Annotated in this window: 24 protein-coding genes; 9 read left to right on the top strand and 15 right to left on the bottom strand. The window is 71.7% G+C overall.

Going from position 1 to position 25,920, the window contains the following annotated elements:
• Positions 1 to 8: 8 nt before the first annotated feature.
• From NE235_RS15840 to NE235_RS15815, 6 genes are all read right to left on the bottom strand, one after another.
• Positions 9 to 803, bottom strand: coding sequence for a DNA-formamidopyrimidine glycosylase family protein (locus NE235_RS15840; protein WP_252803451.1), 795 nt, complete (start codon positions 801 to 803; stop codon positions 9 to 11).
• Between the two features lie 5 nt (positions 804 to 808).
• A complete protein-coding gene (locus NE235_RS15835; RefSeq protein WP_252803449.1) occupies positions 809 to 1,276 on the bottom strand; it encodes an RrF2 family transcriptional regulator in 468 nt (155 codons plus the stop codon).
• A gap of 107 nt (positions 1,277 to 1,383) precedes the next feature.
• Positions 1,384 to 2,844 (bottom strand): glycoside hydrolase family 3 protein, encoded by a 1,461-nt coding sequence (locus NE235_RS15830; protein WP_252803447.1) that lies wholly within the window; start codon positions 2,842 to 2,844, stop codon positions 1,384 to 1,386.
• The gene (locus NE235_RS15825; RefSeq protein ID WP_252803445.1) at positions 2,844 to 3,686 is read right to left on the bottom strand and encodes a carbohydrate ABC transporter permease; all 843 of its coding nucleotides are present in this window, start codon (positions 3,684 to 3,686) and stop codon (positions 2,844 to 2,846) included. The genes NE235_RS15830 and NE235_RS15825 overlap by 1 nt, the downstream gene beginning before the upstream one ends.
• A complete protein-coding gene (locus NE235_RS15820; RefSeq protein WP_252803443.1) occupies positions 3,683 to 4,654 on the bottom strand; it encodes a carbohydrate ABC transporter permease in 972 nt (323 codons plus the stop codon). Before NE235_RS15820 ends, NE235_RS15825 begins: the two co-directional genes overlap by 4 nt.
• A 13-nt stretch (positions 4,655 to 4,667) precedes the next feature.
• Positions 4,668 to 5,954: an extracellular solute-binding protein gene (locus NE235_RS15815; protein WP_252803441.1), complete on the bottom strand. Its 1,287-nt coding sequence runs from the start codon at positions 5,952 to 5,954 to the stop codon at positions 4,668 to 4,670.
• Between the two features lie 216 nt (positions 5,955 to 6,170).
• Here NE235_RS15815 and NE235_RS15810 point away from each other — a divergent pair, with 216 nt between their 5' ends.
• Together NE235_RS15810 and NE235_RS15805 are read left to right on the top strand one after the other, a co-directional pair.
• A complete protein-coding gene (locus NE235_RS15810) occupies positions 6,171 to 7,358 on the top strand; it encodes an ROK family transcriptional regulator (RefSeq protein WP_252803439.1) in 1,188 nt (395 codons plus the stop codon).
• A gap of 143 nt (positions 7,359 to 7,501) precedes the next feature.
• Positions 7,502 to 9,229 (top strand): serine/threonine protein kinase, encoded by a 1,728-nt coding sequence (locus tag NE235_RS15805; RefSeq protein ID WP_252803436.1) that lies wholly within the window; start codon positions 7,502 to 7,504, stop codon positions 9,227 to 9,229.
• A 51-nt stretch (positions 9,230 to 9,280) separates the two neighbouring features.
• Here the strand turns inward: NE235_RS15805 and NE235_RS15800 are convergent, their stop codons facing one another.
• The 3 genes from NE235_RS15800 to NE235_RS15790 form a co-directional block, all read right to left on the bottom strand.
• Complete coding sequence (locus tag NE235_RS15800) at positions 9,281 to 9,583, bottom strand: TetR family transcriptional regulator C-terminal domain-containing protein (RefSeq protein ID WP_252803434.1); 303 nt, start codon at positions 9,581 to 9,583, stop codon at positions 9,281 to 9,283.
• Between the two features lie 186 nt (positions 9,584 to 9,769).
• On the bottom strand, positions 9,770 to 10,015 hold the full coding sequence (locus NE235_RS15795) for a hypothetical protein (RefSeq protein WP_252803432.1): 246 nt from the start codon (positions 10,013 to 10,015) through the stop codon (positions 9,770 to 9,772).
• Positions 10,016 to 10,348: a DUF6247 family protein gene (locus tag NE235_RS15790; RefSeq protein WP_252803430.1), complete on the bottom strand. Its 333-nt coding sequence runs from the start codon at positions 10,346 to 10,348 to the stop codon at positions 10,016 to 10,018. It abuts the gene before it with no gap.
• Positions 10,349 to 10,716: 368 nt separating this feature from the next.
• On the opposite strand from NE235_RS15790, the gene NE235_RS15785 reads away from it, so the two are divergent.
• Together NE235_RS15785 and NE235_RS15780 are read left to right on the top strand one after the other, a co-directional pair.
• Complete coding sequence (locus NE235_RS15785) at positions 10,717 to 11,517, top strand: alpha/beta fold hydrolase (RefSeq protein WP_252803429.1); 801 nt, start codon at positions 10,717 to 10,719, stop codon at positions 11,515 to 11,517.
• A gap of 225 nt (positions 11,518 to 11,742) precedes the next feature.
• Positions 11,743 to 12,084 (top strand): hypothetical protein, encoded by a 342-nt coding sequence (locus NE235_RS15780; RefSeq protein WP_252803427.1) that lies wholly within the window; start codon positions 11,743 to 11,745, stop codon positions 12,082 to 12,084.
• Positions 12,085 to 12,271: 187 nt separating this feature from the next.
• On the opposite strand, the gene NE235_RS15775 is transcribed toward NE235_RS15780, so the two are convergent.
• Positions 12,272 to 16,756 carry an ATP-dependent helicase gene (locus tag NE235_RS15775; protein ID WP_252803425.1) on the bottom strand — a complete coding sequence of 1,495 codons (4,485 nt, stop codon included), beginning with the start codon at positions 16,754 to 16,756 and terminating at the stop codon, positions 12,272 to 12,274.
• Between the two features lie 68 nt (positions 16,757 to 16,824).
• Between NE235_RS15775 and NE235_RS15770 the strand changes: the two genes are divergently transcribed.
• A complete protein-coding gene (locus NE235_RS15770) occupies positions 16,825 to 17,019 on the top strand; it encodes a DUF3046 domain-containing protein (RefSeq protein ID WP_252803423.1) in 195 nt (64 codons plus the stop codon).
• Entirely contained in the window at positions 17,016 to 17,435 is a 420-nt protein-coding gene (locus tag NE235_RS15765) for a rhodanese-like domain-containing protein (RefSeq protein WP_252803420.1), read from the top strand. The genes NE235_RS15770 and NE235_RS15765 overlap by 4 nt, the downstream gene beginning before the upstream one ends.
• A 97-nt stretch (positions 17,436 to 17,532) precedes the next feature.
• Here the strand turns inward: NE235_RS15765 and NE235_RS15760 are convergent, their stop codons facing one another.
• The 4 genes from NE235_RS15760 to NE235_RS15745 all read right to left on the bottom strand — a co-directional run bounded on the left by NE235_RS15760 (position 17,533) and on the right by NE235_RS15745 (position 20,560).
• A complete protein-coding gene (locus NE235_RS15760; protein WP_252803418.1) occupies positions 17,533 to 17,982 on the bottom strand; it encodes a DUF350 domain-containing protein in 450 nt (149 codons plus the stop codon).
• Positions 17,983 to 18,029: 47 nt separating this feature from the next.
• Positions 18,030 to 19,235, bottom strand: coding sequence for a glutathionylspermidine synthase family protein (locus NE235_RS15755; protein WP_252803416.1), 1,206 nt, complete (start codon positions 19,233 to 19,235; stop codon positions 18,030 to 18,032).
• 3 nt (positions 19,236 to 19,238) lie between these two features.
• Positions 19,239 to 19,607, bottom strand: coding sequence for a hypothetical protein (locus tag NE235_RS15750; protein WP_252803414.1), 369 nt, complete (start codon positions 19,605 to 19,607; stop codon positions 19,239 to 19,241).
• Between the two features lie 92 nt (positions 19,608 to 19,699).
• Positions 19,700 to 20,560 (bottom strand): ATP-grasp domain-containing protein, encoded by an 861-nt coding sequence (locus NE235_RS15745; protein ID WP_252803412.1) that lies wholly within the window; start codon positions 20,558 to 20,560, stop codon positions 19,700 to 19,702.
• A 206-nt stretch (positions 20,561 to 20,766) separates the two neighbouring features.
• Between NE235_RS15745 and recA the strand changes: the two genes are divergently transcribed.
• Positions 20,767 to 23,199, top strand: coding sequence for an intein-containing recombinase RecA (recA, locus tag NE235_RS15740; protein ID WP_252803410.1), 2,433 nt, complete (start codon positions 20,767 to 20,769; stop codon positions 23,197 to 23,199).
• A gap of 42 nt (positions 23,200 to 23,241) precedes the next feature.
• On the top strand, positions 23,242 to 23,979 hold the full coding sequence (locus NE235_RS38185; RefSeq protein WP_308206086.1) for a regulatory protein RecX: 738 nt from the start codon (positions 23,242 to 23,244) through the stop codon (positions 23,977 to 23,979).
• Positions 23,980 to 24,595: 616 nt separating this feature from the next.
• Here NE235_RS38185 and NE235_RS15730 read toward each other — a convergent pair.
• Positions 24,596 to 25,042: a VOC family protein gene (locus tag NE235_RS15730; RefSeq protein ID WP_252803408.1), complete on the bottom strand. Its 447-nt coding sequence runs from the start codon at positions 25,040 to 25,042 to the stop codon at positions 24,596 to 24,598.
• A 35-nt stretch (positions 25,043 to 25,077) separates the two neighbouring features.
• Between NE235_RS15730 and NE235_RS15725 the strand changes: the two genes are divergently transcribed.
• Positions 25,078 to 25,854, top strand: a complete 777-nt coding sequence (locus tag NE235_RS15725) for a helix-turn-helix domain-containing protein (RefSeq protein WP_252803406.1) — start codon at positions 25,078 to 25,080, stop codon at positions 25,852 to 25,854.
• The last annotated feature ends 66 nt before the right edge of the window (positions 25,855 to 25,920 follow it).

The raw sequence follows: 25,920 nt of genomic DNA, 5'->3' as shown, positions 1-25,920 counted from the left end.
ATGGTCGTTCAGGACGGCGCGCCCGGCCCCGGCTGGCAGGAGGGGCACCAGTAGGTGATCCGCTCCTCGGGCCGGTCGCCCTGGTCGGCCCGCCGGATGGGCGTGCCGCAGCGCCGGCAGGGGCGGCGGGCCCGGCCGTACACCCAGTGCTGCGCGCCCGGCCGGCGTTCGCCCGTGGTGATCTGGTCGGGGTGATCCTTGTTGAGGTCGAGCAGCCGCCGGGCGAGCTCGACGAGCGCGTCCAGGCCGGGCACCTCGCCGACGGGGCGCCACGGGTCCACGCCCCGCAGGAACAGCACCTCCGCCTTGTAGACGTTGCCGATGCCCGCCAGGCGGGTCTGGTCGAGCAGCGCCTCGCCGATCGCCCGCTCCGGGCGCTCCAGCAGGCGGCGCACCGCCTCGGCCGCGTCCCAGTCCGGGCCGAGCAGGTCCGGCCCGAGGTGGCCGACGACGCGGTCCTCGTGCGAGGTGCGCACGACCTCGACCACGCCGAGGGAGTACCCGAGCGCCTGCCACTCGGTGTTCGCCAGGACGAGCCGGAGACGGTGGTTCCGCGGGGGCGGCGGGCCGGCCCGCCGGATCCGCCAGGTCCCCTCCATCCGCAGGTGCGTGTGCACGGTCACGTCGCCCTCGACCCGGGTGAGCAGGTGCTTGCCGCGGGAGACCGTCTCGAGGACCGAACGGCCGGTCAGGTCGGTGGTGGCGTAGCGCGGCACCCGGAAGTCGCTGCGGGTGAGGACACGCCCGGAGAGCGCCGCGTGCAGCCGCTTGGCGGCCGCCCAGACGACGTCTCCCTCGGGCACCCGGATTAACTCCGGAAGGCGGGGGAGTCCCAGGCGGCCGGGTCCTCGGTCAGCTTCTGCACGGCGGGCGGCAGCTCGCCGGAGGCCACGTCGGCGAGGGTCACCTGCTCGAGGATCGCCCGCTCGCTGGCGCGCAGGGCGATCCAGACGGTCTGCAGCGCGCGGGCCGGTCCTTCGTACCCCAGGTGCTCCGGTCGCTCCCCGCGCACGCCGACCAGCGGGCCGTCGATGGCCCGGATGATGTCGGCCAGCGAGATCTGGTCCGCCGGGCGGGCGAGCCAGTAGCCGCCCTCCGGACCGCGCTGGCTACGGACCAGACCCGAACGGCGCAGCTGGCTGAGGATGTTCTCCAGGAACTTCGGGGGGATCTGTTGTGCCTCAGCCAGCTGGACGGCCGTCACGGGGCGTTCGCCGCCGACGGCCAGCTCGGCGGACGCGCGGAGCGCGTAATCGACCCGGGCGGACAATCGCATGGTCCGATTATCCCGCCTCGACGGAGCTGATCACGCCACGCATCCCCGTTTTCCGATCGGCGTTCGGGAATTCTCTCCCGTTTCGGGGCCCTGTTTCGGGCCGGTTCCTACGTCAGGGCGTCACCGGTCACCGGTTCGAGCAGGCCGATCGCCTCGGCGGCGGCCCGGGCGTTGGCGCGCGTGGCCCCGTACGTCGCGACGTAGGGGACCGCCTCCGGCCGCCAGACCGGTAGCCCCATCTCGACCAGGACGGCGTCCGGGCGCGCGGCCAGCAGTGCCGTGACCAGATCGCGGTGCCCGGCGTACCGGTGCGCGTCACGGACGACGAGGACGAGCGAGCGCCCGTGGGCACGTTCCAGGAGTTCCCGGGCGTCGGCCTGGTCGGCGTCGACGCGCAGAACGTCCGGCACCCAGGGACCGAAACCCCACGGGACCGGCCCGACCGCGATGTTCGACGGCGCCTGGAACTCGACGACGAGGGGCTTCGGGGCGAGCGACGGGGTGCCGGTGACGCGGACGGCACGGCGGGCGGCCGCCAGCCCGGCCACGCGGTCGACCTCGGCGCTCCCGGCCTTGGTGAGCCACGCCTTCAGGCCGTCGACCCGCGACGCGGCCTCTTCGAGCCGCTCGCCGGGCAGCCGGCCCTGGCGTACGGCCTCGACGATGTGCTCGCGGATGGCGCGCACGCTGTCCTCGAACTCCTTCGAGCCCAGGCAGAGCAGGTCCGAGCCCGCCAGGAGGGCGCGGACGGACGCCTCGGGGATGCCGATCGCGTCGCTGGCGGCGCGCATGTCCAGGGCGTCGGTGACGACCACCCCCGTGTACCCGAGGGCGCCGCGCAGCAGCCCGGTGACCGCGGCGTGGGAGAGGGTCGCGGGCGTGTCGCCGGTGAGGGCCGGGACGCGCAGGTGACCCGTCATGACGGAGGCGACCCCGGCCTCGATGGCGGCGCGGAACGGGACGAGCTCGCGGCGTTCCAGCAGCGGCAGGTCGGCGTCCACGGTCGGGATCTCCAGGTGGGAGTCCTGGGAGGTCGCGCCGTGGCCGGGGAAGTGCTTGGCGCAGGCGGCGACCCCGGCCTCCTGCAGCCCGGCGACCGCGGCGGCGACGTGCCGCGCGACGGTCTCCGGGTCGGAGCCGAACGCCCGCGTGCCGATGATCGGATTGTCGTCGGCGGTGTTGACGTCCGCGGACGGCGCGAAGTCCAGGTTGACGCCCACCTCCCGCAGCTCGGCGCCGAGCGAGCGGTGCACGCGCCGGGTGACGGCGGGGTCGTCCAAGGCGCCGAGCGCGGCGCTGCCCGGGTACGGGCTGCCGGTGTCATGGGCGAGCCGCGTGACGTCGCCGCCCTCCTCGTCGATGGAGATGAGCGGATCGGCGTACCGCCGCAGCTCGCCGGTGAGCCCGGCCAGCTCGCCGGCGCCCGGCACGTTGCCGTTGATGGCGAAGAGGGTCACACCGGTCATGCCCCGCTCCAGGCCCTCCAGGATCCAGCGCGGCGGAACGGCACCGGGGAAAGGGGCGAGCAGCGTGGCGTTGGCGAGGCGCTCGAGGGACGGGTCGCTCATCAGCCCTTCACCGCCCCGGCCACCAGGCCGGACACCATCCGGCGCTGGACGAGGAGGAAGAACGCGATGACGGGCAGGGTGAGCAGCGTGGACGCCGCCATGATCGGGCCCCAATCGTTTCCGGAACGGCCGAAGAAGAACTGCAGCATGATGGGCAAGGTGGCTTTGTCCTGGTCCTTGAGGAACGTGTAGGCGAAAAGGAACTCGTTCCAGGCGGTGATGAAGGAGAAGACGCTCGTCGCCACGAGACCGGGCGCGACGAGGGGGAGCAGGACGCGGAAGAAGATCCGCAGGGGGCCGGCGCCGTCGAGCGCCGCGGCCTCCTCCAGCTCCTTCGGCACGGCCGCGACGAAACCGCGCAGCATCCAGACGCCGAACGGCAGCGCGAACCCGACGTACACGGCGATCAGGCCGACGAGGCTGTTCAGCATCTCCATCCGCTTGAGGTCGATGAACAGCGGGATGACCAGCGCCTCGCACGGGACCATCTGCACGACGAGCAGCAGGACCAGGAAGGTCGTGCGGAAGCGGAACCGGAAGCGTGCCACCGCCGTCGCGGCCAGGAGCGCGAGCAGCCCGGAGATCACCACGGTCGCGATCGCCACGGCCGCGCTGTTGGCGAAGTAGCTCCAGAAGGAGACGCCGGCGACGCTGCCGTCCACCACGGAGCCGAAGTGCCGCAGGGTCGGATGCTCCGGCAGCGGGTGCGGCGTGGAGCTGAAGATCTCCCCGTTCGGCTTGAACGCCGTGGAGATCATCCAGAACACCGGGAAGGCCGACACGAGGAACACGCCGACGCCGGCGGCGTTCAGCGCGACACGGCGCCACAGCGGGGCCCTCATGACGTCCCCTCCTGACGGATGACCATCCGCGCGTACATCGCGGTGACGAGCAGGACGATGAGGGTGAGGACCACGGCGATCGCCGAGCCGAGGCCGTACCTCGCGTTGAGCGACCCGAACGCCTCGGAGTAGCCGTACAGCGACAGGTTGAACGCGTCGCGGTTGGCCAGTCCCGACATGACGAACAGCTGGGTGAACACGCGGAAGTCCCAGATCACCGAGAGCACCAGCAGCACGCCGAAGATCGGGCGCAGCAGCGGGAAGGTGATGCCCCAGAAGCTCTGCCAGGCGCTGGAACCGTCCACCCGGGCGGCCTCGTACAGCTCGCGCGGCACCGTCCGCAGCCCGGCGAGCACCGAGACCGCGACGAACGGGAACGACATCCACACGACGCAGATCGTCAGGACGGTGTACGTCGGCAGCGGCGTGCCGAACCAGTTGTAGTTCGCCCAGCCCGATCCCACGAGCGCGTCCGGCAGGGCGTCGAGGAACCAGTTCACCAGGCCGCCGGTGGTGCCGAACAGCCAGGAGAAGATGATCGCGGCGGTGATCGGCGGGGTCGCCCACGCGACCAGCACGCCTCCCGCGACGAAGGCCGACATCTTCGTGCCGAGCCGGTTGATCAGCAGGCCGACGAGCGTCCCGACCAGCAGCGTCGCGGCGACCGCCACGACCGCGAACAGGACCGTGTGGCGGAACGTCGTCCAGAAGAACCCGTCGCCGAGGATCTGCCGGTAGTTGGCGAGGCCGACGTTCTCGGCCGGCTCACCGCGGAGCTGGCGCACGCCGACCTTCTCGAACGACATCCGGCCGATCTGGACGACGGGCCAGATGAGCAGCACGCCGATGACCACGAGCGCCGGGAGGATGAGGAGGTACGGCCCGGAGCGGGGGCGGCGACGACGCCGGGCCGGGCGGGTGGTGTCCCGGCCCGGCGTCCGCCGCACCGGCTGAGCGGTGTCGAGCATGGAGGCGGTCCCTCTACTGGTTGAGCAGGGAGCCGGCCTGCTCGTCGGCCTTCCTCAGTTCATCGTCGGGGGACTTACCCTGCATGACGGCCTTGACGGCGTTGGGCAGCACCTTCTTGGCGCCCTCGTAGTCGGCCCAGCCCTTGCTCGTGGGCGTGAACCGGACGCCACTGGCGGCGGCCTGTGCGAACGGGCCCATGATCGGGTCGTTCTTGTACGTCGCGCTCTGCAGGACGTCGGTGAACTGCGGGAGGAACTTGAGGGTCGAGGCGAAGGCCTGGGCGTTCTTCTTGCTGTCCAGCACGGTCAGGTAGTCGAACGCGACGTCCTTGTACTTGCTGTCCTTCCAGACCGCCAGGTCGGAGCCGCCGGAGAAGACCGGGGCGAGCCCGCCGTCCTTGCCGGGGATCGGGAAGACGCCCCAGTTCTTGGCGTCCTTACCGTTGATCTTCTCCAGCTGGGGGAGGGCCCAGCTGCCGTCCATGTACATGCCGACCTTGCCGAGCGCGAAGTCCTGCTGGGGGCCCTGCAGCTCGTTCTTGCCGACGTACTTGTCCGGGGCGACCTTGTCCTTGGTGACGAGGCCCGCGTAGAACTGGACGGCCTCCTTGGCCTGGGGCTGCGCGAGGGTGCCCGTCCACTTGCCGCCCTGCTTGACGGCGACGTCACCGCCGCCCGCCCAGACGAAGCTGAGGATGCCGTTCGTCCAGTCGCTCGGCGCGGCGATGCCCGGCACGTTCTTCTTGTCCTGGATCTTCTTGGCCGCCTCGACGAGGCCGGCCCAGGAGGTCGGCGGCTGGATGCCCAGCGCCTGGAACCAGTCCTTGTGGTACCAGACGGCCCGGACGCCGCCGTACCAGGGAGCGGCGTAGGTCTTGCCGTCCGCCTGGTCGTTGGCGAGGGCGCCCTTGTTGAGGTCCTTGCCCTCGGCCCAGCCCTTCAGCTTGTCGCTGATGTCGGCGAACGCGCCCTGCTCGATCCAGGACTGCACGTCGGTGTTGCCGACCTCGGTCACGTCGGGGCCGGAGCCGCCGGCGATCGCGGTCTGGAACTTCTGGGTGGCCTGCGGCCAGGGGATGTACTGCACCTGGACGTCGGTCTTGGGGTGCTTCTGCTGGAACTCGGCCTTCACGCCGTCGAGGAACTTCGTCTGCTCGGGGCTGCCGTCGCCCATCTGCCAAACGACGATCTTCGCTGGGTCCTTCCCTCCGGCCGAGGCGTCCTTCTTGTCGTTGCCGCCGCAGCCCGCGACGGCGACCGTGAGGACGGCGGCTGTGGCGGCGGCCTTGGTGAACCGCATAATGGAACTCCCTTCGGTCACGCCACCGGCGCGAACGCCGCCGCGGGGCATTGGAATCGTGCGGCGGTCGTATGCACTGGTGGTGGAGCACTCCTGCGGGCGGCGCGGGAGGAGCTCGTGCCCTGGCTCGAGATACGGGGTTGCTTGTGCTGTAAACTAACAAGAAACTTTCCTAAGTAATAGGCCGTCACCAAATCGATACGGAAGGGGGCCCGGATGCCGAGTCGCCCGGGGACACCGAGGCTGCTGCGCGAGCTCAACGACCGATCCGCCCTGGATCTCCTCGTGAGCTCGGGCCCGCTCACCCGGGCGCAGATCGGGCAGAACACGGGTCTGTCCAAGGTCACCGCCTCCCAGCTGCTCTCCCGGCTCCAGGAGCGCGGCCTCGTGGCCGTCGTCGGCGAGCAGGCCGGCGGCCGGGGGCCCAACGCGGCGCTGTACGCCGTCGTGCCCTCCAGCGCGTACGTCGCCGGCCTCGAGGTCGGCCCCAACCGCGTGACGGCCGGCATCGCCGACATCACCGGGGAGGTCACCGCGGAAGTGGCCGTCGACCCGAACGGCGCCGACGACCCGGTGTCCGTGATCCACGACGCCGTCGTCAAGGCGTGCCGCTCGGCCCGGATCCCCCTCGGCAGACTCCACGCCCTCGTCATCGGCACCCCCGGCGTCGTCGACCCGCGCACCGGGGACGTGCAGTTCGTCTTCGACCTGCCGCACTGGCACGCGGGCATCCTCGAGGCCCTCCGCCGCGACCTGCGCCTCGAGGTCACCATCGAGAACGACGTGAACCTCGCCGCGCTCGCCGAGCGCGCCGACGGCGCGGCCCGCGACACCGGCGACTTCGCCCTGCTGTGGGCCGCCCGCGGCATCGGGCTCGCCGTCATGCTCGGCGGCCGGCTGCACCGCGGCGTCTCCGGCGGCGCCGGGGAGATCGGCTACCTGCCCGTCCCGGGCATGCCGCTGCCCGAGCGGGACACCGAGTCCGTGACCTGGGGCATGAAAGCCCTCGGCGGCGGCCTCGGCGCGCTCGTCGGTGCCGACGCGATCCGCGAACTCGCCGGCCGGCACGGCTTCGCCGCCCCGACCGCGACCGAGTGCGTGCGGACGGCGGCCGAGGCCGGAGCGGCCGGCGACCCCTTCATGCATGAGCTCGCCGCGCGCCTGGCGTACGGCGTCGCCTCCGTGACGATCGTGCTGGACCCCGGGCTGGTCGTGATGGCCGGCGACATCGGGCGGGCCGGCGGGGAACGCCTCGCCGGGCTCGTGGAGGAGGCCGTCGGCCGGATCTGCCCGACCCGCCCCCGCGTGGTCCTCACCGAGGTGGAGGGCAACCCCGTCCTGCGCGGCGCGCTGTTCGCCGCGGTCGACCGCGCCCGCGACGACGTCTTCTCCGCCTCCGCCTGACGGGAGCGGCCTCCCGGCAGAGCCGAACGGCGCGGACCGATCACCGAGCGTCAGCAGGCGTACGTTCTGCGCAGTCGCGTACGGATCGCGCGGACGGCGTTGATAGGTTCTGCGGCGGTGATCGTGATCAATCGGGAGGCGCCGTGCCGAATGTCCAGCCGCTGACGAACGGGGATCCCCGGCGGCTGGGGGAGTACGAGGTCATCGGGCGGCTCGGCGAGGGCGGTCAGGGCATCGTCTACCTCGGCCGCAGCGCCACCGGGTCCGTCGCGATCAAGGTCATGCAGGCGCAGCTGATGGAGGACGCCGGGGCCAAGTCCCGGTTCGTCCGCGAGGTCGAGACCACCAAGCGGGTCGCCCGCTTCTGCACCGCCCAGGTCCTGCACGTCGGCATGGCCGACGACCGCCCCTACATCGTCAGCGAGTACGTTCCCGGTCCCTCACTGCAGGAGCAGCTCCGGCAGGAGGGCCCGCGCCAGGGCGCCGCCCTCGACCGGCTCGCCGTCAACACGGCCACCGCGCTCGCGGCCATCCACCAGGCCGGCGTGGTCCACCGCGATTTCAAGCCCGGTAACGTCCTCATGGGCCCCGACGGCCCCGTGGTGATCGACTTCGGCATCGCCCGCGCGCTCGACGCGACCGGCATGACCGCCGCCAGCCAGGTCGTCGGCACGCCCGCCTTCATGGCGCCCGAGCAGCTGGCCGACGGGCGCGTCGGCCCGGCGACCGACATCTTCGCCTGGGGCGTCACAATGGTCTGCGCCGCGACGGGAACCCCTCCGTTCGGCAACAAGTCCATCCCGACGGTGATCCACCGGATCCTCCACGAGGAACCCGACCTCGGCGCCCTCGACGGACGGCTGCGGGGCATCGTCGCGGCCTGCCTCGTGAAGGACCCGGCGCGGCGGCCCACCGCCCGGCAGCTCATGGACGCCCTGATGGGCCAGCAGGGCGCCACCGGGCTCCTCGACCTCTCCGGCGCGCCTGGAACTCCGATGCCCGGAATGGGCTCGGTCCCGCCCGCCGGTGCGACGGGCGGCGCGACCGAGGTGCTGCCGCCGGGCGGCCGGCCCGGAGGCGCCACCGAGGTGCTCCCGCCCGCCGGCCCGCAGGGCGCCGGGACCAGGGTGCTGCCCCCGACCGGCCCGCAGGGCGCCGGCACGATGCGGATGCCCCCGGCCGGCCCGCCCACGGCGGGCACCCGGCGGATGCCCCCGTACGGCCCGGGCTCCGCCGGCCATCACCCGTCCGACGGCGGCACGTACAACCTTCCGCCCGTGACACCGCCGCCGCCCGCGTACGGCGGGGAGCCGGCGCGGAGACGAGGCGGCACGAGCGGCGTCGTCGCCGCGGTCATCGCCGGCGTCATCCTGCTGGCCGGCGGCGGCGTCGTGTACGCGGCGATGAACAACGGCGGGGACGACCAGAACGCCGCCGAGCCCAGCCCCAGCACCAAGAAGCACAAGGCGAAGCGGCACACCCCCACCCACCGGCCGACGCGGAAGAAGACGCCGTCGCACTCGCCGACCCCGAAGAAGACCGCGAAGGCCAACCCGTACACCCCCGAGCGCCTGTGCGGCCCCGGCTTCCACACGATCGACAGTCACGGGCTCGGCGGGGCGACCGTTCACCTGCTCTACAACGACGGCAGCGGCGTGAACTGCGTCGTCACGATGGTCCCGAAGTCGAACGGCGACAGGCCCCGGATGAGCGCGTCGCTGGCGGTCAAGGGCGGCGGGCAGGGCTCCCGGTCGGCGACCAGCCCGTTCTTCGCCGGCCCGGTACGCCTGGCCGCCAAGGGCAAGTGCGTACGCTGGGGCGGCTCCTCGCCGACGGGCGCCTGGAACAGCGGCTGGACCCACTGCACCTGACGAGGGGTACGGCCGCCCGGCCGTCCTCGTCGCCTGTTCCCGCCGCGGGACTCAGGCGCGGGGTGGCGCGTGGTCGAGGAGGGTCTCAGCGGCCGCGCGGGCATGGCGGCCATGGTCAGGGTCGTTGAGCACCATCGCGCGGCTCGCGGCGCCGTCGGAGAGGGTGACCAACTGCTCGGCGAGTGGTTCCGGCTCGTCGATGCCCAGCTCGGCCACGAGCCCGGTCACCAGCGCGAGCATGACGAGCTTCTGCTCGCGGGCGAAGGCGCGCACGCGGCCGGCGGGATCGGGATGCTCCGCCGCGGCGTGGATGAACGGGCAACCGTGCACGACTCCCTCAGGCCAGGGCTGCACGGTGCCGTCGGTCGACGAGGGGGCCGCCGGCTCTAGCAAGCCCAGGCGGTGAGGCCGATGCAGACGGTGGCAGGCTTCATGCTGGACCGTAAGCTGCCTGCGCGATCCGTTCGTGAGCGGGTGGGCGTCGGTCGGTGACGTTGCCGCCGAGAAGCCGCCGATGATCGTGCTGATCGGTGTTGAGATTCAGGGCCATTCGATGCGGAGTAGATACACCTCGCGATGTTCTTCTAACACGAGATAGGTCGCCAGGCCGAGCTCTCCGAAGGCGTGGGTGAGCATGTTGCCCCGAGGGTTGGCCGGGTTGAACGGTTGTCCGCTCCAGGGTGCCGTCTCGAGCAGGGTGAACAGCTCGGCGAGTGGACCCAGAGCTTCCTGCGGGACGGCGTTGATCTGCTCCTCGGCGAGCGAATCCAGGTCGAGTCGATACACCTACCGGCTGCCTTCGCGTTCGGCGAGGATCTCGCGCCACGGCTTCGTCTGCGGTGTCGGCTCCCCGGCAAGGATTCGGTCAGCACGGGCGTGCATGCGCCGTCGACCTTCGGGGTCTCGAGTCGAGTCGCAGGCTGAGATCCACCAGCGATGCACGAAGTCGCTCAGCACGCCGAGGTCGAGGTTGACTCGCACCTCATCAAGTACCGCTTTGAGCCCAGCATCGAACGCCTCACGGTCTTGAGGTACGACCAGGGCGGCCCTGATGGCACGCAGAGTCTTAGCTGGGTCGGGCGCACCGGCAGGGACGGGATCGTGTGATTGCGCGGTCATCCTTGCCTCCTCTCCCTGCCGCAGAGCTTACAGAGTTCGCCTCGATGGCGGCTGGACCTGGGAGATCATCCCCTCCGTAGGGCTGGGAGGAAGCCAGAGCCGCAGCGTGACAGAGCCGCAGCGTGACAATGAGGAGGAAGGGGCAGGGGCAGGCCGTCGGCTGTGGTGGATAGGGGCGGCTGGGCCCGCTGGCTTCGCCCCAGCGGGGGGCTGGTGGCCTAGCGGTGCCCGCTTGCAGCAGCCAACGGAAGCCTCCCGGTCGACCGTACGCCGAGATACCGCGGGTGGTCAGCGGCCGGTGCGCCGATGGTCAGCGGGCGCGGACAGAGTGCCGTTCATCGAGACGGAAACCCGATGGAGGTTCGATCATGAACGGCACCAGCGTCACCGGAATCCGCGGCGAGCTCGACCTCGACGGCCGCCGACTGTCCTACCTGGACTTCGGCGGGACCGGCCGGCCGCTGCTGGCCCTGCACGGCCACCTGTACGAGGGGCGGACCTGGGCGCCGCTGGCCGAGGCGCTCGCGCCGCGGTGGCGGATCATCGCACCGGACCAGCGCGGGCACGGTGACTCCGACCGCGCCGCCTCCTACACCCGCGAGGACTACGTCGCCGACGCGATCGCCCTCCTGGACCACCTCGGCATCGATCAGGCCGTGACGCTCGGCCACTCCGGCGGCGGCATCACCGCCTACCAGATCGCCGCCCGGCATCCCGAGCGCGTGCCGGCGATCGTCAACGTCGAGGGCCCGGTCCGCGACCTCGACGAGGGCCCCAGTCCGCTGTCGTTCGTCCTGTCGATGCCCTACACGGCGCCCGACCGGCAGGCGCTCCTGGGCGCCATGGGCCCGCTGGCCCCGATGCTGGGGGACAAGCTGCGCCCCACCGCCGACGGCGGCTGGCGCCTGCCGTTCCATCCCCAGGACACCATCGCCTCGGAGCAGGGAACGCGCGGCGACCACTGGGCCGACTGGACCGCCACCGGCTGCCCTGCCCTGTTCGTGCACGCCCGCAGCAGCCAGGTCATCACTCCCGAGGAGGCCCGGCAGATCGTCGGCCGCCGCGCCGGCACCCGGCTCTCGGAACTCGACGGCGACCACTTCGCCCACACCACCGACCCGGACGGTTTCGCCACCGCCGTCAGGGATTTCCTGGAAACCCTCGGCTGAGGCTCACGGTCGAACCCGCGGAGACCGCAGGTCTGGGCCGGCCGATGAACAGGACCGACCCGCAGTGGTACAGACTTCGCCGGCGGCCATGACACGCCAGAAGCGACAGGGCGGTGTCGGCCTTCGGCGAACTGCGCGGAAAATGGTGGTCATGCGGCGTAAACCCTCCTGTATATGTCCACGTCCTATTTCCTGAAGGCTACGGAGGCTTTGGAAGGAGCCGTAATGTTCAAGCGAGTGATCGCGGCCGGATTGGCCGCAGCGGGTCTCGCCGCCTTGTCGGCGGGGATGGTCGGCTCCCCGGCGCACGCGGACGTCAACTGCACTCCCGACACGTTCTTCGTCCTGCACGCCTCGACCACCAACGGCGGCACGCCCCTGAGCGAGTGCCTCGAGGGACACGACATCACGTACGACATGGGCTTCGCCGTCGACCTGATCCGGGCCGGGAACACCAGCGGATACCTCATCCGGGGGAGTGACGGCAGGCACGTGCGCTTCGGGAACCACCAGGAAATGTACTTCGGTCCGGCCGGAGTCGTGTTCGAAGCAATCCACTTCAACTGATTCTCGCGTGGCGGCGCTCCGCGTGCTCCCGCCGCCACGTATCTTTTCCTGTCGCGCACCTGAATCCTCAGGGGCACCGTATCGACTTCCCGAGATCGGTCGGGCGTCGATACCCGGCCCTTGCAGATCATGTCGCGTATTGGTATTCGAAATTCCCGCCGTCGGGCTCATTCTCTCGGGCGGGCGGTCAGGCGCGGAGGCGGAGGCCGCGGGGGGTGGGATGGAAGCCGGCGGCCTCCAGGGCGGCCGCGAGCGGGGAGTCGACGATCGACGTGCCGTCGGCGCGTTCGACGGTGAGCTTGCCCAGCGCGCCCTCGCGTACGGCCAGGGCGAGGGCGTCCACGGCGGGCTGCAGGCCCTCCTCGTCCCAGGACAGCAGGGTCTTGCCGCCGCGCTCGACGTACAGCGTGAGCCGGCCGTCGACCAGCACGACGAGCGCGCCCGCCTTACGCCCGGGCTTGTGCCCGCTCGCCACCTCACCGGACCGCTCCGGCCAGGTCAGCGCCGCGCCGTACGGGTTGGCCGGGTCGGTCGCGGCGAGCACCACCGCGCGCGGCGCGTCGGCGTCGGGGCGTGTCGCCCGCAGCCGGTCCACGGCCCCGGGCAGCGCGAACTGCGCCGCGCCCAGGCCCTCGACGAAGTAGCCGCGCCGGGCCCGGCCGGACTCCTCGAACGCCTTGAGCACGGGGTACACCGCCGCGAAGCCGCCGGGTGTCCGCTCGGCCATGACGGCCCCGCGGATGACGACGCCGTAGCGGTCGAGGAGGGTCTCGGCCAGTGCGTGGCCGCGTCGTGTCGTGTCGGTCTCCGCCTCGGGCAGCAGCCACCAGCGGCCCGCCGCGGCCGGCGGGCCGGTGCGTGACGGCAGGGCAGGCCGTCGCCGGGTCCGGGACCGGTGCGTCGTACGGGTGGAGCCGAGCCGGGCGCGCAGCGGCGCGAGGGTGTCGTTGGTGAGCCGGCCGGCCCACACCAGGTCCCACAGCGCGGTGACGAGCTCGGTGTCGTTCAGCGACCCGACGCGGTCGGACAGCGTGCGGAAGAACACCGCGCCGCCGTCGGAGAGGGACTCCAGCACGCGCTCGTGCAGCGGCGTCAGCGTGATCTCGGCGGCCTCGGGCATCAGCAGCGGCGCGGTGTCCGCGAGGTACAGGGACACCCAGCCGTCACCGCCCGGCAGGCCGCCCTGCCCGACCCACACGACCTCGCCGGAGGCGGTGAGCTCGTCGAGCATCGTTGGGGAGTAGCCGGGCACGCGCGCGGGCAGGACCAGCGACTCCAGGGCGGAGGCGGGCACCGCCGCGCCCTGCAGCTGCTCGATCGCGTGGACGAGGGCGTCGATGCCCCGCAGCGAGCCGCGCGATGTGATCCCGTGCCAGGCGGGCAGGAACCGGGCGAGCGCCTCCGGCGGCGACGGCTCCACCTCGGCCCGCAGCCGGGCGAGGGACCGGCGGCGCAGCATCCGCAGCACACCCGCGTCGCACCACTCCGTGCCGCGCTCGCCGGGCGTGAAGTCGCCCTCGGCGACCCGGCCCGCCGCGGCGAGCCGCCGCAGCCCGTCGGTGACCACCGCGACGCCCAGCCCGAACCGTGCCGCCACGTCGGCCGCGTGGAACGGCCCGTGCGTACGGGCGTACCGGCTGAGCAGGTCGGCGAGGGGATCGGCGACCGGCTCCAGGAACGCCTCCGGGATGCCCACCGGCAGCGGGACGCCGAGCGCGTCGCGCAGCCGGGCGGCGTCCTCGATCGCGGCCCACCGCTCGACGCCGCCGATCCGCACCCGGATGGCCCGGCGCGCCTCTTCCAGCTCGGCCGGCCAGTGCGGGTCGACGCCCCGCTCGATCAGTTCGCCGGTGCTCAGCGGGCCGAGCTCCCGCAGCAGGTCGGCGGTGCCCTCCCGGTCCCGGGCGCGCCGCTCGGGCGTCAGCCGCCGCAGCTCACGGTCGGCCTCCGCGACCACCTCCGGGTCGAGCAGCTCCCGCAGGTCGGCCTGGCCCAGCAGCTCCGCCAGCAGCGTCGAGTCCAGGGCGAGGGCCTGCGCGCGCCGCTCCGCCAGGGGCGCGTCGCCCTCGTACATGAACGCGCCGATGTAGGCGAACAGCAGCGACCGGGCGTACGGCGACGGCACCGGCGTCTCGACCTCGACGAGCCGCGCCTTGCGGCTCGCCAGCTCACGCATCAGCGCGACCAGGCCCGGCACGTCGAAGACGTCCTGCAGGCACTCGCGCACCGTCTCCAGCACGATCGGGAACGAGGGGTACCGGCTCGCGACCGACAGCAGCTGTGCGGCCCGCTGCCGCTGCTGCCACAGCGGCATCCGTTTGCCCGGATTGCGGCGCGGCAGCAGCAGCGCCCGCGCCGCGCACTCCCGGAACCGCGACGCGAACAGCGCGGAGTTGCCCAGCTCGTCGGTGACGATCCGCTCGATCTCCTCCGGATCGAACACCGCCAGGTCGCCCGCCGGCGGGGCCGCGCCGGTCTCGTCGAACGCGGCGCCCGTGTCGGGGATGCGCAGCACGATGCCGTCGTCGGAGTGCGCGGCCTGCGCGTCCACGCCGTACCGCTCCCGCAGCCGCGCGGCCATGGCCAGGGCCCACGGCGCGTGCACCCGCGCGCCGAACGGCGAGTGCACCACCACCCGCCAGTCGCCGAGCTCGTCGCGGAACCGCTCGACCACCAGGGTCCGGTCGTCGGGGACGTAGCCGGTGGCGTCCCGCTGCTCGGCGAGGTACGCCACGAGGTTCCCGGCCGCCCAGTCGTCCAGGCCGCTCGCCCGCAGCCGCTCGCGCGCCCGGTCCGGCTCCAGCGCCGACAGCTCGCGGCTGAACGCGCCCAGCGCCCGGCCCAGCTCCGCCGGACGTCCCGGCGCGTCGCCGTGCCAGAACGGCAGCTTCCCCGGATGCCCCGGCGCCGGGGAGACCAGCACCCGGTCCGGGGTGATGTCCTCGATCCGCCACGAGCTGGCGCCCAGGACGAACACGTCGCCGACCCGCGATTCGTACACCATCTCCTCGTCGAGCTCACCGACCCGCGAGGCCTTCTCGCCGACGAGGAACACGCCGAACAGACCGCGGTCGGGGATCGTGCCGCCGCTGGTCACCGCCAGCCGCTGCGCCCCGGGACGGCCGCGCAGCACGCCGGCGACGCGGTCCCAGACCAGGCGGGGGCGCAGCTCGCCGAACTCGTCGCTGGGGTAGCGGCCCGCGAGCATGTCGAGGGTCGCCTCCAGCACCGACCGGGGCAGCGTCGCGAACGGCGCCGCCCGGCGTACGAGCGTCTCCAGCTCGTCCACCGGCCACTCGTCCATCGCGGTCATCGCCACGATCTGCTGGGCCAGCACGTCGAGGGGGTTGCGCGGATACCGCAGCTCCTCGATCCGCCCGTCGCGCATCCGCTCGGCCACGACGGCCGTCTGCACGAGGTCGCCGCGGTACTTCGGGAAGATCACGCCCTTGGAGACGGCCCCGACCTGATGCCCGGCCCGGCCGATCCGCTGCAGTCCGGCCGCCACGGACGGCGGCGACTCCACCTGCACGACCAGGTCGACCGCGCCCATGTCGATGCCCAGCTCCAGGCTGGAGGTCGCCACCACGGCCGGCAGCCGGCCGGCCTTCAGCGACTCCTCGATGCCGGCCCGCTCCTCCTTGGAGACCGAGCCGTGGTGCGCGCGCACGACGTCGGCGGGCGCCCCGCGCGCCGCCCCCGCCTGCGCCATCATCTCCGCCGGCGAGGAGTCCTGCGGCCGCGCCTCGCCGTTCCGCCGTTCCCAGGAAAGCTCGTTCAGCCGGCCGCTCAGGCGCTCGGCCAGGCGCCGGGAGTTGGCGAACACGATCGTCGACCGGTGCTCCTCGATGAGAGTGAGCACGGCGTCCTCGACGTGCGGCCACAGGTTGCGGCCCCGCAGCGGGGAGCCGTCCTCGGCGCCGGGGTCGGGCGGAAGCTCGGTCATGTCCTCCACCGGCACCGAGATCCGCAGGTCGACCTCCTTCTCGTGCGGCGGCTGCACCACCGTCGCGGGCCGCGTCCCGCCGAGGAACGTCGCCACCTCCGTCACCGGGCGCACCGTCGCCGACAGCCCGATCCGCTGCGCGGGGCGCTCCAGCAGCGCGTCCAGCCGTTCGAGGGACAGCGCGAGATGCGCGCCGCGCTTGGTGCCCGCCACGGCGTGCACCTCGTCGACGATCACCGTCTCCACGCCGCGCAGCGCGTCACGGGCCTGCGAGGTCAGGATCAGGAACAAGGACTCCGGCGTCGTGATCAGGATGTCGGACGGCTTCGTCGCGAAGCGGCGGCGCTCGTCGGCCGGTGTGTCCCCGGAGCGCAGCGAGACGCCGATGTCCGGCTCGTCCAGCCCGAGCCGCCGCGCCGTCTGCCGCAGGCCGGTCAGCGGAGCGCGGAGGTTCCGCTCGATGTCCACGGCCAGGGCCTTGAGCGGCGAGACGTACACGACCCGGCAGCGCCGCTTCGGGTCCTCCGGCGGGGGGATCGAGGCCAGCCGGTCCAGCGACCACAGGAACGCGGCGAGGGTCTTGCCGGACCCGGTCGGCGCCACGACGAGGGTGTTGTCACCCCGGGCGATCGACTCCCAGGCGCCCGTCTGGGCCGCCGTGGGCGCGGCGAAGGCCCCGGTGAACCAGGCCCGGGTCGGGGCCGAGAAACGGTCGACGGGGTTCATGCTGCCAGTGTGCACGGCCCCACCGACCGAATCGGCCGCGGCGAGACCGGAACGGTAGCGTGGGGACCGTGCGACTCACGGTGTTCTGGGATCGGATGAACCAGCAGTTCGGCGCGGGCTACGCCGAGAGCGTGGCCAAGGACTACGTCCTGTCCGAACTCGGCGGTCGCACCGTCGAGCAGGCGCTGGCCGACGGCGAGGACGCCAAGAACGTCTGGCGGGCCGTCTGCGCCACCTTCGACGTGCCGCAACGGCTCCGGTGAGCGTCGACCGGCTGCTCGGCGAGGCGCGTGCGCGGCTGGTCCGGCTCAAGCCGCTGGAGGCCGCGGAGGCGGTGCGCGAGGGGGCTCGTCTCGTCGACACGCGCCCGGAGTACCAGAGGCGGGCCGACGGGGACGTTCCCGGCGCGATCGTCGTCGAGCGCAACCATCTGGAGTGGCGGCTCGATCCGGACGGCGAATTCCGCATCCCGGAGGCCACCGGCCATGACGTGCGGTGGATCGTGATCTGCGACGAGGGCTACTCGTCCTCGCTGGCCGCCGCGTCGCTGCGCGCGCTCGGGCTGGTCAACGCCACCGACGTCATCGGCGGGTTCCAGGAATGGCGGGCCGCCGGGCTGCCGGTGCACCGCGGCGCGTCGCCCGTACGGCCCCGGCTCGCCCCGTACGACGCCCGGTGACCGTTCCGGCCGGTCCACGGCCGTCCCGGCGGGCCGTCAGGTGACGCCGCCCGCCGTCGGGCGACGACGCCCCCGCCGTGAGGTGACGCCGCCGCCCTCAGATGACGGCGACGGCGGTGATCAGGCCGATCGTCGCCTGCGTCGCGCCGAGGAGCACGGCGGACGGTTCGAGGGACTCCGCGCGCATGAGCGCCGCCACGTCGACGCGGAACAGCGCCCGGACGATCAGCGCGCCGACCTGCTGGGCCACGATGCCGACGAGGCCCCACACGAGCGTCGCGATCAGGCCCTCGCTGAGCCGGCCGCCGGAGGCGTAGATCGAGGACGCGACGACCAGCCCGACCCCCACGACGCCGCAGACGGCCAGCAGCGCGGCGTTCGTGTTCCGCCCGTGCCGGATGATCGAGGTAAGCCGTCCCGGCGTGGTGACGTCGACCGCGAAGAAGCCGATGAGCAGCAGCACCAGGCCGACGGCGGTGTACGCGGCGATCGCGCCCGCGCCCTTGCCCAGCGCCGTGCCGAAGCCGTCTGAGAACGCCAGGACCATCTGTCTACTCTCCTTAGCCGAGGTCGGGGAAGTGCCCGGGGAAACGGTCACGAGGGGCCCACTCCGCCGTCCTCGGGCTCGGCCGGGATGCGGTGCGGGACGAACGACGACGTGTCGTCGGTGATCAGGCCGGAGGTCTCGCGGATGCCCAGGCCGGCCGCCTCGTCGCCGACGACCCAGGCCCCGAGTACCGGGTGCTCGCCCGCGAAGTCCGGCAGCGGGCGGAACTCCTGGAAGACGTAACCCTCGGCGCCGTACTCGCCCGGCGTGTCCGCGTGGACGCCGTCCGGCGTGACGATACGCATGCTCGCGCCCTCGCGTCCCAGCAGCGGCTTCTGGACGTACGAGGTGAGGGGGCCGGGCGTGCCGAGGTAGGCGGGCAGCAGGTTCGGGTGGCCGGGGTAAAGCTCCCACAGCAGGACGAGCAGCGCCTTGTTGGACAGGAGCATCTTCCAGATCGGCTCGACCCAGCCGGCCCGCGGCACCTGCCGCCCGAACGGCTCGCCGACGATCCACTCCCACGGGTACAGCTTGCAGAACGCCGTGATGTCGCGGTTCTCCAGGTCGACGAACCGACCGCGGTCGTGGTGCCAGCCGATGTCCTCCATGGCGATCGCGATGCCCGGCACGCCCGCCTGCTCGGCGGTCTCCTGCAGGTACGCGATCGTCATGACCTCCTCGCCGGTCTCGTCCTCGTTCGTCCAGGCGAAGTGGACGGCCGGCCCTCCGGGCAGCCCCGGCGGACCGGACAGGACCGTGGGGGCGATCTCCTTCCAGCGGTCGACGAGCCGCTCGTGGATGGAGTTCCACTGGTCGTCGTCGGAGTGCGTGTCGCGCACCCAGTACCACTGGACGATCGAGCTCTCCAGCAGCGAGGTGGGGGTGTCGGCGTTGTACTCCAGCAGCTTCGCCGGGCCCGAGCCGTCGTACCACAGGTCGAACCGCCCGTACAGGTGCGGGTCGCGGCGCCGCCACGACGCCTCGATCAGCGGCCACACCCACGGCGGGATGCCGAACACGGCGTACCGGCGGGTGCTGACGACGTGCTCCACCGCCGCCAGGCACATCCGGTGCAGCTCCTCGACCGTCTCCTCGAGGGCCAGCACCTCGTCCATCTCGAACGTGTAGTGCACTGACTCGTCCCAGTACGGCCGGGGCAGATGTCCGGGGTGCGAGGTGCGGTGGTAGGCCAGCCCCTGCGACTCGACGATCTGGTCCCAGCGCTCCCGGGGCGCCGAACGCCCGCGCCGCACCGCTCAGCCTCCCCGCGAGCTGCTGCCGTGGTGGCCGAACCCGCCTCGCGAGACGCCATGGCCGCTGTGGCTGCTGCGGCTGCTGCCGCGGGAGATCACCCGGCCGCCGCGCGAGACGATGCGGGGGCCGCGCGGGCGGATGGTCGTGCCGTGGGAGATGTACCCGTTGCGGTAGCTGCCGCCGTAGTACCAGTAGTAACGCCCGTACGAGCCGCCGTTGTCGCAGTAGTAGTCGGGGACGACGCGGTAGGAGCTGTGGACCGGCGCCCAGCCGTCGACGCAGTAGGCGGTCTCACTGCGGTGGGAGCAGCCGACGATGGACAGCGACAGGAGGCTCACCGCGCTCAGCTGGACGACGTGGGAGCGCATCATCCTGCGCGCGTCCTTTGGGGGCATTTGCGGTCGCATCTCCGGGGTCGAGACTAATGACCGGTAAGTCTAGAGCCAAGATCCCGCCGAAAGCACTACCTGATCGGGAAGCTGAGGTACAGATCGGCGGGTTCGGACACCGACGGCAGGTCGCTCACCTGACCGTCGCCGACCTCGACGACCCGCCAGGCCCCGTCCTCGCGCCGGGCCAGGTCCGTGGTGATGAACCGGCAGCCCAGCGCGCGCACGCACGGGGCGATCGGGTCCGCCTGCGGGCGTGGGTACCGGTCCGGCGTGTCCGGGTGCGGGCCCATCAGCACCGGCTCGCCGTCCATCCACCACACGCGGGCCTCCCCGCCGTCGAACCGCTCGTACTCGCGGATGACGACACCGCCGGCCAGGAACTCGCCCTGGCGTTCGACGAATCGCGCGACCACGGCGTGCAGCCGCTCGGCGTCGGCGAGGTCGGGGATGTAACAGGCCTCGTCCCACTCGTGCTTACGCGACTTCACGTAGTCCTTCACGACCGCCGCCCCGGGACGCAGCGGGCGTACGAGCTCGGCCAGTTCGTCCGCCGCCGGCCTCACCCCGGGGGACAGCGGCAGCCACACGCTGGCCGGCGTCACGCCCGCGAACGTTTCGTACCAGCCGGGCAGCTCATGGGCCTTCTCGTAGCCGTCCGGCGGGACGGCGAGGACGACGTCGCGAGCGGCCAGCGCGCCGGCGAGCGCGGCGTACCGCGCCGGCGTGGTCATCCAGCCGCGGTACCACGCGGTCCCCAGCCCGTCCGGCACCCAGCGCACGGCCTCGGCCACGTCGCCGCGCTGCAGGGCGTCATGGTCGATGAGCGCGACCGACCCGCCGAGCGCGCGTACGGCCTCGGCCTCCCGGGCGTAGTGCTCGTCGACCCGCCGGGGGTTCAGCGGGTCGGCGCACATGAGGATGGTCACCGGCATGATCCTGACCTCAGCGTAAGGCAAGACGCCGCGTCTTTCCCGGGTGAATCGGCGCGTTGGTTCATGATCGAACACGTGTTCGGCTAGAGTGAAGGAAGCGACGGCGTTGTCCACAGTGGTGGACCGGATCCTCGAAAACTGTCGGCGGGTCCCCGTAACGTCGCTTCCGACAAACAACAGGCATCGACCCGACAGGGACACCTCACATGGCAGCAAACGATCGCGAGAAGGCCCTCGAGGCGGCGCTCGCGCAGATCGAGCGGCAGTTCGGCAAGGGTTCCGTCATGCGGCTGGGCCAGGAGGGACGCCCCCCGGTCGAGGTGATCCCGACCGGTTCGATCGCCCTCGACGTCGCCCTGGGCATCGGCGGTCTCCCGCGTGGCCGCGTGGTCGAGATCTACGGTCCGGAGTCCTCCGGTAAGACGTCCCTCGCCCTGCACGCCGTGGCGAGCGCGCAGAAGGCGGGCGGCATCGCCGCGTTCGTCGACGCCGAGCACGCGCTCGACCCGGAGTACGCCAAGAAGATCGGTGTCGACATCGACGCCCTCCTCGTCTCCCAGCCCGACACGGGTGAGCAGGCCCTCGAGATCACCGACATGCTGATCCGCTCCGGCGCGATCGACGTCGTCGTCATCGACTCCGTCGCGGCCCTCGTGCCCCGCGCCGAGATCGAGGGCGAGATGGGCGACAGCCACGTCGGTCTCCAGGCCCGCCTCATGTCCCAGGCCCTCCGCAAGCTCACCGGCGCCATTCACCAGACCCGGACCACAGCGATTTTCATTAATCAGCTGCGGGAAAAGGTAGGTGTGATGTTCGGAAGTCCAGAGACCACTACTGGCGGAAAGGCGCTCAAGTTCTACGCATCCATTCGACTGGACGTTCGTAGAATCGAAACAATGAAGGACGGCACGGATGCGGTCGGGAACCGTACGCGCGTCAAGGTCGTCAAAAACAAATGCCTGGCCGAGGGCACTCGAATCTTTGATCCCTTGACCGGAGTTACACACCGTATCGAGGATGTGGTCGATGGGCTGCTGCCCATTCATGTGGTGGCCGTCGACAAGAAGGGGGAGTTGCAAGTCCGCGAGGTCGCCTCCTGGTTCGACCAGGGGGAGCAAGAAGTGATCGGCCTCAAGCTCGGCGACAATACCGAACTGTGGGTCACTCCCGATCACAAGGTCTTGACCGAGCGGGGATGGAGACTCGCCGGCGAGCTTGCGCCAGGTGTTCGGGTCGCACGTCCCAGGGCACTTACGGGATTCGGGCAGGAAGAGCCGATCACAGCAGACAAGGCTCGACTGCTCGGCTATCTCATCGGCGACGGATACGTCGGCGGCAAGACTCCGATTACCTTCATCAACGTCGCAGAGTCCCTGCAAGAGGATGCTGCGAAAATCGCATCCACTCTCGGATGCGAGGCGAAGCCGAAAGATGGTGGCATCGCCGTCAGTTTTTCTCATCGTTCAGGAGAAAAGAACGGAGTCCTGGAGCTCTGTCGTGAGGCGGATGTCTGGGGGAAGCTCGCTTCAGAAAAGAAGCTTCCCGGGTTCTTCTTCTCTCCTGGCATCTCGGCGGACGTCGTCGGTAACTTGATTTTTGGGCTCTTCGAGTCCGACGGACACATTTCACGGGAGCAGACCGGCGGCATCCGTATAGGGTTCACCACCACGTCTGAACAACTCGCCCATCAGATCCACTGGCTCCTGCTGCGTTGGGGGATCGGAAGCAGTGTCCGGAAACGGGACCCCCGTGCGCAACGAGGCGGCCTGATCAAGGGACGCCGGATCAGCGGCAAGCTCCCCACGTGGGAGGTACGGGTGAGTGGAGCCGACAACGCCGAGGCTTTCGCGCAGGCGATCCCGATGTGGGGACCCCGTGGCCAGGTCCTCGTTCGAGAGCTGGGCGCGGTCGAGGGGCGGCACCATGGTTCGCGTCGCGGATATCTCTCCGAAGATGTCATCGAGCCTGTACTCGCGCACCTGGAGAACCGCGGCGTGACGCCAGCGCTCGCCGCGCGCTTTCTCGGAGAGATGTCCGGGAACCCGAGGGGCGGAATGCGCCAAGTGCTCGGGAAGCAGCGCTTGCGGCGCGACAGGGTGCAGCGTCTTGCCGACGCTCTCGACGACACCTTCCTCCACGAGATCCTCGCGGACCAGCTGTGGTTCTCCTCGATTCGGGAGGTCCTGCCGGCCAAGAAGGTCCGCACCTTCGATGTAGAGGTGGAGGAACTGCATAACCTCGTCGCGGAGGACGTGGTGGTGCACAACTGCGCCCCGCCGTTCAAGGTGGCCGACTTCGACATCCTGTACGGCGTCGGGATCAGCCGCGAGGGCGGCCTGATCGACATGGGCGTCGAGCACGGCTTCGTGCGCAAGTCCGGCGCCTGGTACACCTACGGCAACGACCAGCTCGGCCAGGGCAAGGAGAACGCACGGCGGTTCCTCAAGGAGAACCCCGACATCGCCGACGAGATCGAGAAGAAGATCAAGGAGAAGCTCGGCGTGGGGCCGCGCGTCGACGCCCCGGCGGACGAGCCGGCGGGCGCTCCCACGGCGGCTCCGGCGGCGGCCGCCGCCCCGGCGGGCAAGGCTGCTCCGGCCAAGCGGGCCGCCAAGACCCCGAAGCCGGGAGACGTGTGATCCCGGGTCGCCCCGCGGCGGGATCGGTCGGGGGGATGACCCGTGAACGCTCCTGAAGGGTGGCGGCGTCCCGCTCCGCGCCAGGCCGACCCCGGCGCGGAGACCTTCCCTGGTGACGCCGGCCCCGCTCAGGAGGATGACGTGGCCGGCGCGGCGGAGACCCCGGCGAGTGGTGAGGCCACGGAGGACGGGCGGTCGGGGCGGCGTGGGCGCAGACGCGGCAGGGGCCGCTCTCCCGAGGGCCCGACGCCGGGCAGCCCGGCGGCGCAGGGCCCGCCCGCCGATCCGGAGGCGGTGGCGCGCGAGATCTGCCTGCGGCAGCTGTCGTTCTCCCCGAAGACGCGCGCGCAGCTTGCCGACGCGCTGCGCCGCAAGGGCGTGCCCGATGACGTCGCCGAGCGGGTGCTGAGCCGCTACTCCGAGGTCGGGCTGATCGACGACGCGGCGTTCGCCCGCGCGTGGGTCGAGTCCCGGCACGTGGGCCGTGGACTGGCCCGCCGGGCCCTCGCCGCCGAGCTGCGGCGGCGCGGCGTCGCCGACGAGACGGTCAGCGAGGCCGTGGAGGAGCTGGGCCCCGAGCAGGAGGAGGCGGCGGCCCGCGAGCTGGTGGCCCGCAGGCTGCCCGGCACCCGAAACCTGGACCCGGTCAAGCGGACCCGGCGGCTGATGGGCATGCTCGCCCGCAAGGGCTACTCCGGCGGCCTCGCCTACCGCGTCGTCCGCGAGGCACTGGAGGCCGAAGGCGCCGGGGAGCTTCCGGATCTGTCGTTCGACGACTGAGTCCGTAGTGCCTTCAGGCCGGGATACGAAAGCGGTCCTTGAAGCGGCATGGTCGGGATCTCACCGATCCTGACCATGCCGGCTCAGGGGCGTGTGCGATGATGTCGCTGCGACCCGAAGGGCGCGATCACCGCGGGTTCAGGTAATACCAACCGTCGGAGCGCTGGGTGCAGGAGAATCCCCAAAGCAGGCCCTGCTGGGCAGCGGAGTTCCCCGCGTACACACAGTCTGTGTACGTCGCGTAGGGGCCCACGGCACCCAACGGTGCGTGCGAGATCGGCACCCCAGGGTCGTCCGCGAAAGCGGATGCCGCGCTGGAGAGGGAAAGCGCCGCTCCCGCGGCTGCGACGCCGATGGCGATGCCCAATCTACCGAGTACCCTACGTTGCACTTGTCCTCCTTGTTTTGACAGATTTGTCGGGGATGTCGACTCGCCTGACTGGTTCGGCCACGTCGAGTGACGAATGTGGCCGAGTATGGCATCGGCGTAGGTGGCCGGAATATCGGCAACATTGCCTATTTCGCCCTTATCGGCAATGTCTGTCGCTGACACGTTGAGGGGGTCGAAGGCGCCGAGGACGTTCCGAATTTGTGCTCCACGGCCGAGCCCGGTTCCCTAAGGGGTGTCCGCGATCGGTTCCAGGTGGACGCGGCCGGTCTCGTCGACCCGCCAGCCGGGGTTGTGGCAGATCTCCCAGACGACGCCGTTCGGGTCGGCGACGTGGCCGTGGTAGCCGCCGAACGCCGCGGTCTGCGGGCTCTTGACGAGCCTGCCGCCGGCCTCGACGGCGCGTTTCACGGTGGCGTCGACGTCCGTGGGGGTCGGAACGTTCTGGGAGAGGGTGAGGCCGCCGAGTCTCCCGTCGTTCGGCCGGCCCTGCAGGTCGGCGACGAACTTGGCTGTATCGAACAGGCCGAGGACCAGGCCGGGGGCGATCTGGAAGAAGATGATCTCTCCGGGCACGTCCAGGAGCGGTGTCCAGCCGAGCCCGTCGCGGTAGAAGGCCCGGGCGGCGCCGAGGTCGGGCGTCGACAGGGTGATGAAGTGTGCCTGCTGTTCCATGCGTCCCAGCATGGCGCGGGCGGGGGAGGGTGGTCTTGAACGGTTCGGACACCGGTTCGGACACCGGGTCGGTCTACTGGGAGGTCGCCCCGGCGGAACCGCATCCGTTCGCGCGGTGCCGGTGGGAGCAGCGCGTCGATGAGCGTGTGGACGGTTACGTGCAGCGGGTGCTGCCGGACGCCTGCGCCGACGTGATCGTCTCCGTGGACGGGAGCGCGGTCGTCGTCGGAGCCGCGACGGAGCCCGTCCTGCCGTGGCTGCGCGGTGGGGAGCGGCTGCGGGGGCTGCGCATCCGCCCCGCCATGATCGGCGTGGTGCTCGGCCTGCCGGCGTACGAGCTGCGCGATCTCCAGGTGCCGCTCGGCGAGGTGTTCCCGGCCGCGGAGGCCGGGCGGATCGCGGACGCCGTGCGGCGTGGCCGGCCCTGGCCGTCCGCCGTGGCCCGCCGGCCGGAGGACCGGCGGGCCGAGTACGCCGTTCGCCGTCTCATGGGGACCGGAGCGCGGGTCGCCGGCATCGCGGAGGAGGCCGGGCTGTCCGAGCGGCAGTTGCGCCGGCTGATCCTGGCCCGTACCGGGCTGGAGCCGCGCACACTGCGGCGCGTGGCGCGCCTCCAGCGTTTCCTGGCGCTGTCCGACCGGGCCGGAACGCTGCCCGGCCCGGAGCGTTCGCTGGCCGGGCTCGCGGCCGCCGCGGGGTACGCCGATCAGGCGCATCTGAGCCGTGAGGTGCGGGCTCTGGCGGGGCTGACGCCATCCGGGCTGCTGGCCGAACGCCGCGCCTCCGGAGGCGGCGCGGCGCCGGCTCGGTGACACGATCATGACTGCGTGCCCTCACCGGGCGTGCTGCACATAGTCGATCATGGCGGTGACCCGCCC

Source organism: Actinoallomurus spadix (assembly GCF_024055725.1).
GTDB classification, from domain to species: Bacteria; Actinomycetota; Actinomycetes; order Streptosporangiales; family Streptosporangiaceae; genus Actinoallomurus; species Actinoallomurus spadix.
The sequence above is the reverse complement of the archived record's forward strand: the minus strand, read 5'-3'. Positions and strand labels throughout refer to the sequence as shown.

Coding starts and splice junctions, on each gene's coding strand:
- NE235_RS15835 (WP_252803449.1), bottom strand. CDS start 1,276: ATGCGATTGTCCGCCCGGGTCGATTACGCGCTCCGCGCGTCCGCCGAG.
- NE235_RS15830 (WP_252803447.1), bottom strand. CDS start 2,844: ATGAGCGACCCGTCCCTCGAGCGCCTCGCCAACGCCACGCTGCTCGCC.
- NE235_RS15825 (WP_252803445.1), bottom strand. CDS start 3,686: ATGAGGGCCCCGCTGTGGCGCCGTGTCGCGCTGAACGCCGCCGGCGTC.
- NE235_RS15820 (WP_252803443.1), bottom strand. CDS start 4,654: ATGCTCGACACCGCTCAGCCGGTGCGGCGGACGCCGGGCCGGGACACC.
- NE235_RS15815 (WP_252803441.1), bottom strand. CDS start 5,954: ATGCGGTTCACCAAGGCCGCCGCCACAGCCGCCGTCCTCACGGTCGCC.
- NE235_RS15810 (WP_252803439.1), top strand. CDS start 6,171: ATGCCGAGTCGCCCGGGGACACCGAGGCTGCTGCGCGAGCTCAACGAC.
- NE235_RS15790 (WP_252803430.1), bottom strand. CDS start 10,348: ATGACCGCGCAATCACACGATCCCGTCCCTGCCGGTGCGCCCGACCCA.
- NE235_RS15785 (WP_252803429.1), top strand. CDS start 10,717: ATGAACGGCACCAGCGTCACCGGAATCCGCGGCGAGCTCGACCTCGAC.
- NE235_RS15780 (WP_252803427.1), top strand. CDS start 11,743: ATGTTCAAGCGAGTGATCGCGGCCGGATTGGCCGCAGCGGGTCTCGCC.
- NE235_RS15775 (WP_252803425.1), bottom strand. CDS start 16,756: ATGAACCCCGTCGACCGTTTCTCGGCCCCGACCCGGGCCTGGTTCACC.
- NE235_RS15760 (WP_252803418.1), bottom strand. CDS start 17,982: ATGGTCCTGGCGTTCTCAGACGGCTTCGGCACGGCGCTGGGCAAGGGC.
- NE235_RS15750 (WP_252803414.1), bottom strand. CDS start 19,607: ATGATGCGCTCCCACGTCGTCCAGCTGAGCGCGGTGAGCCTCCTGTCG.
- NE235_RS15745 (WP_252803412.1), bottom strand. CDS start 20,560: ATGCCGGTGACCATCCTCATGTGCGCCGACCCGCTGAACCCCCGGCGG.
- recA (WP_252803410.1), top strand. CDS start 20,767: ATGGCAGCAAACGATCGCGAGAAGGCCCTCGAGGCGGCGCTCGCGCAG.
- NE235_RS15730 (WP_252803408.1), bottom strand. CDS start 25,042: ATGGAACAGCAGGCACACTTCATCACCCTGTCGACGCCCGACCTCGGC.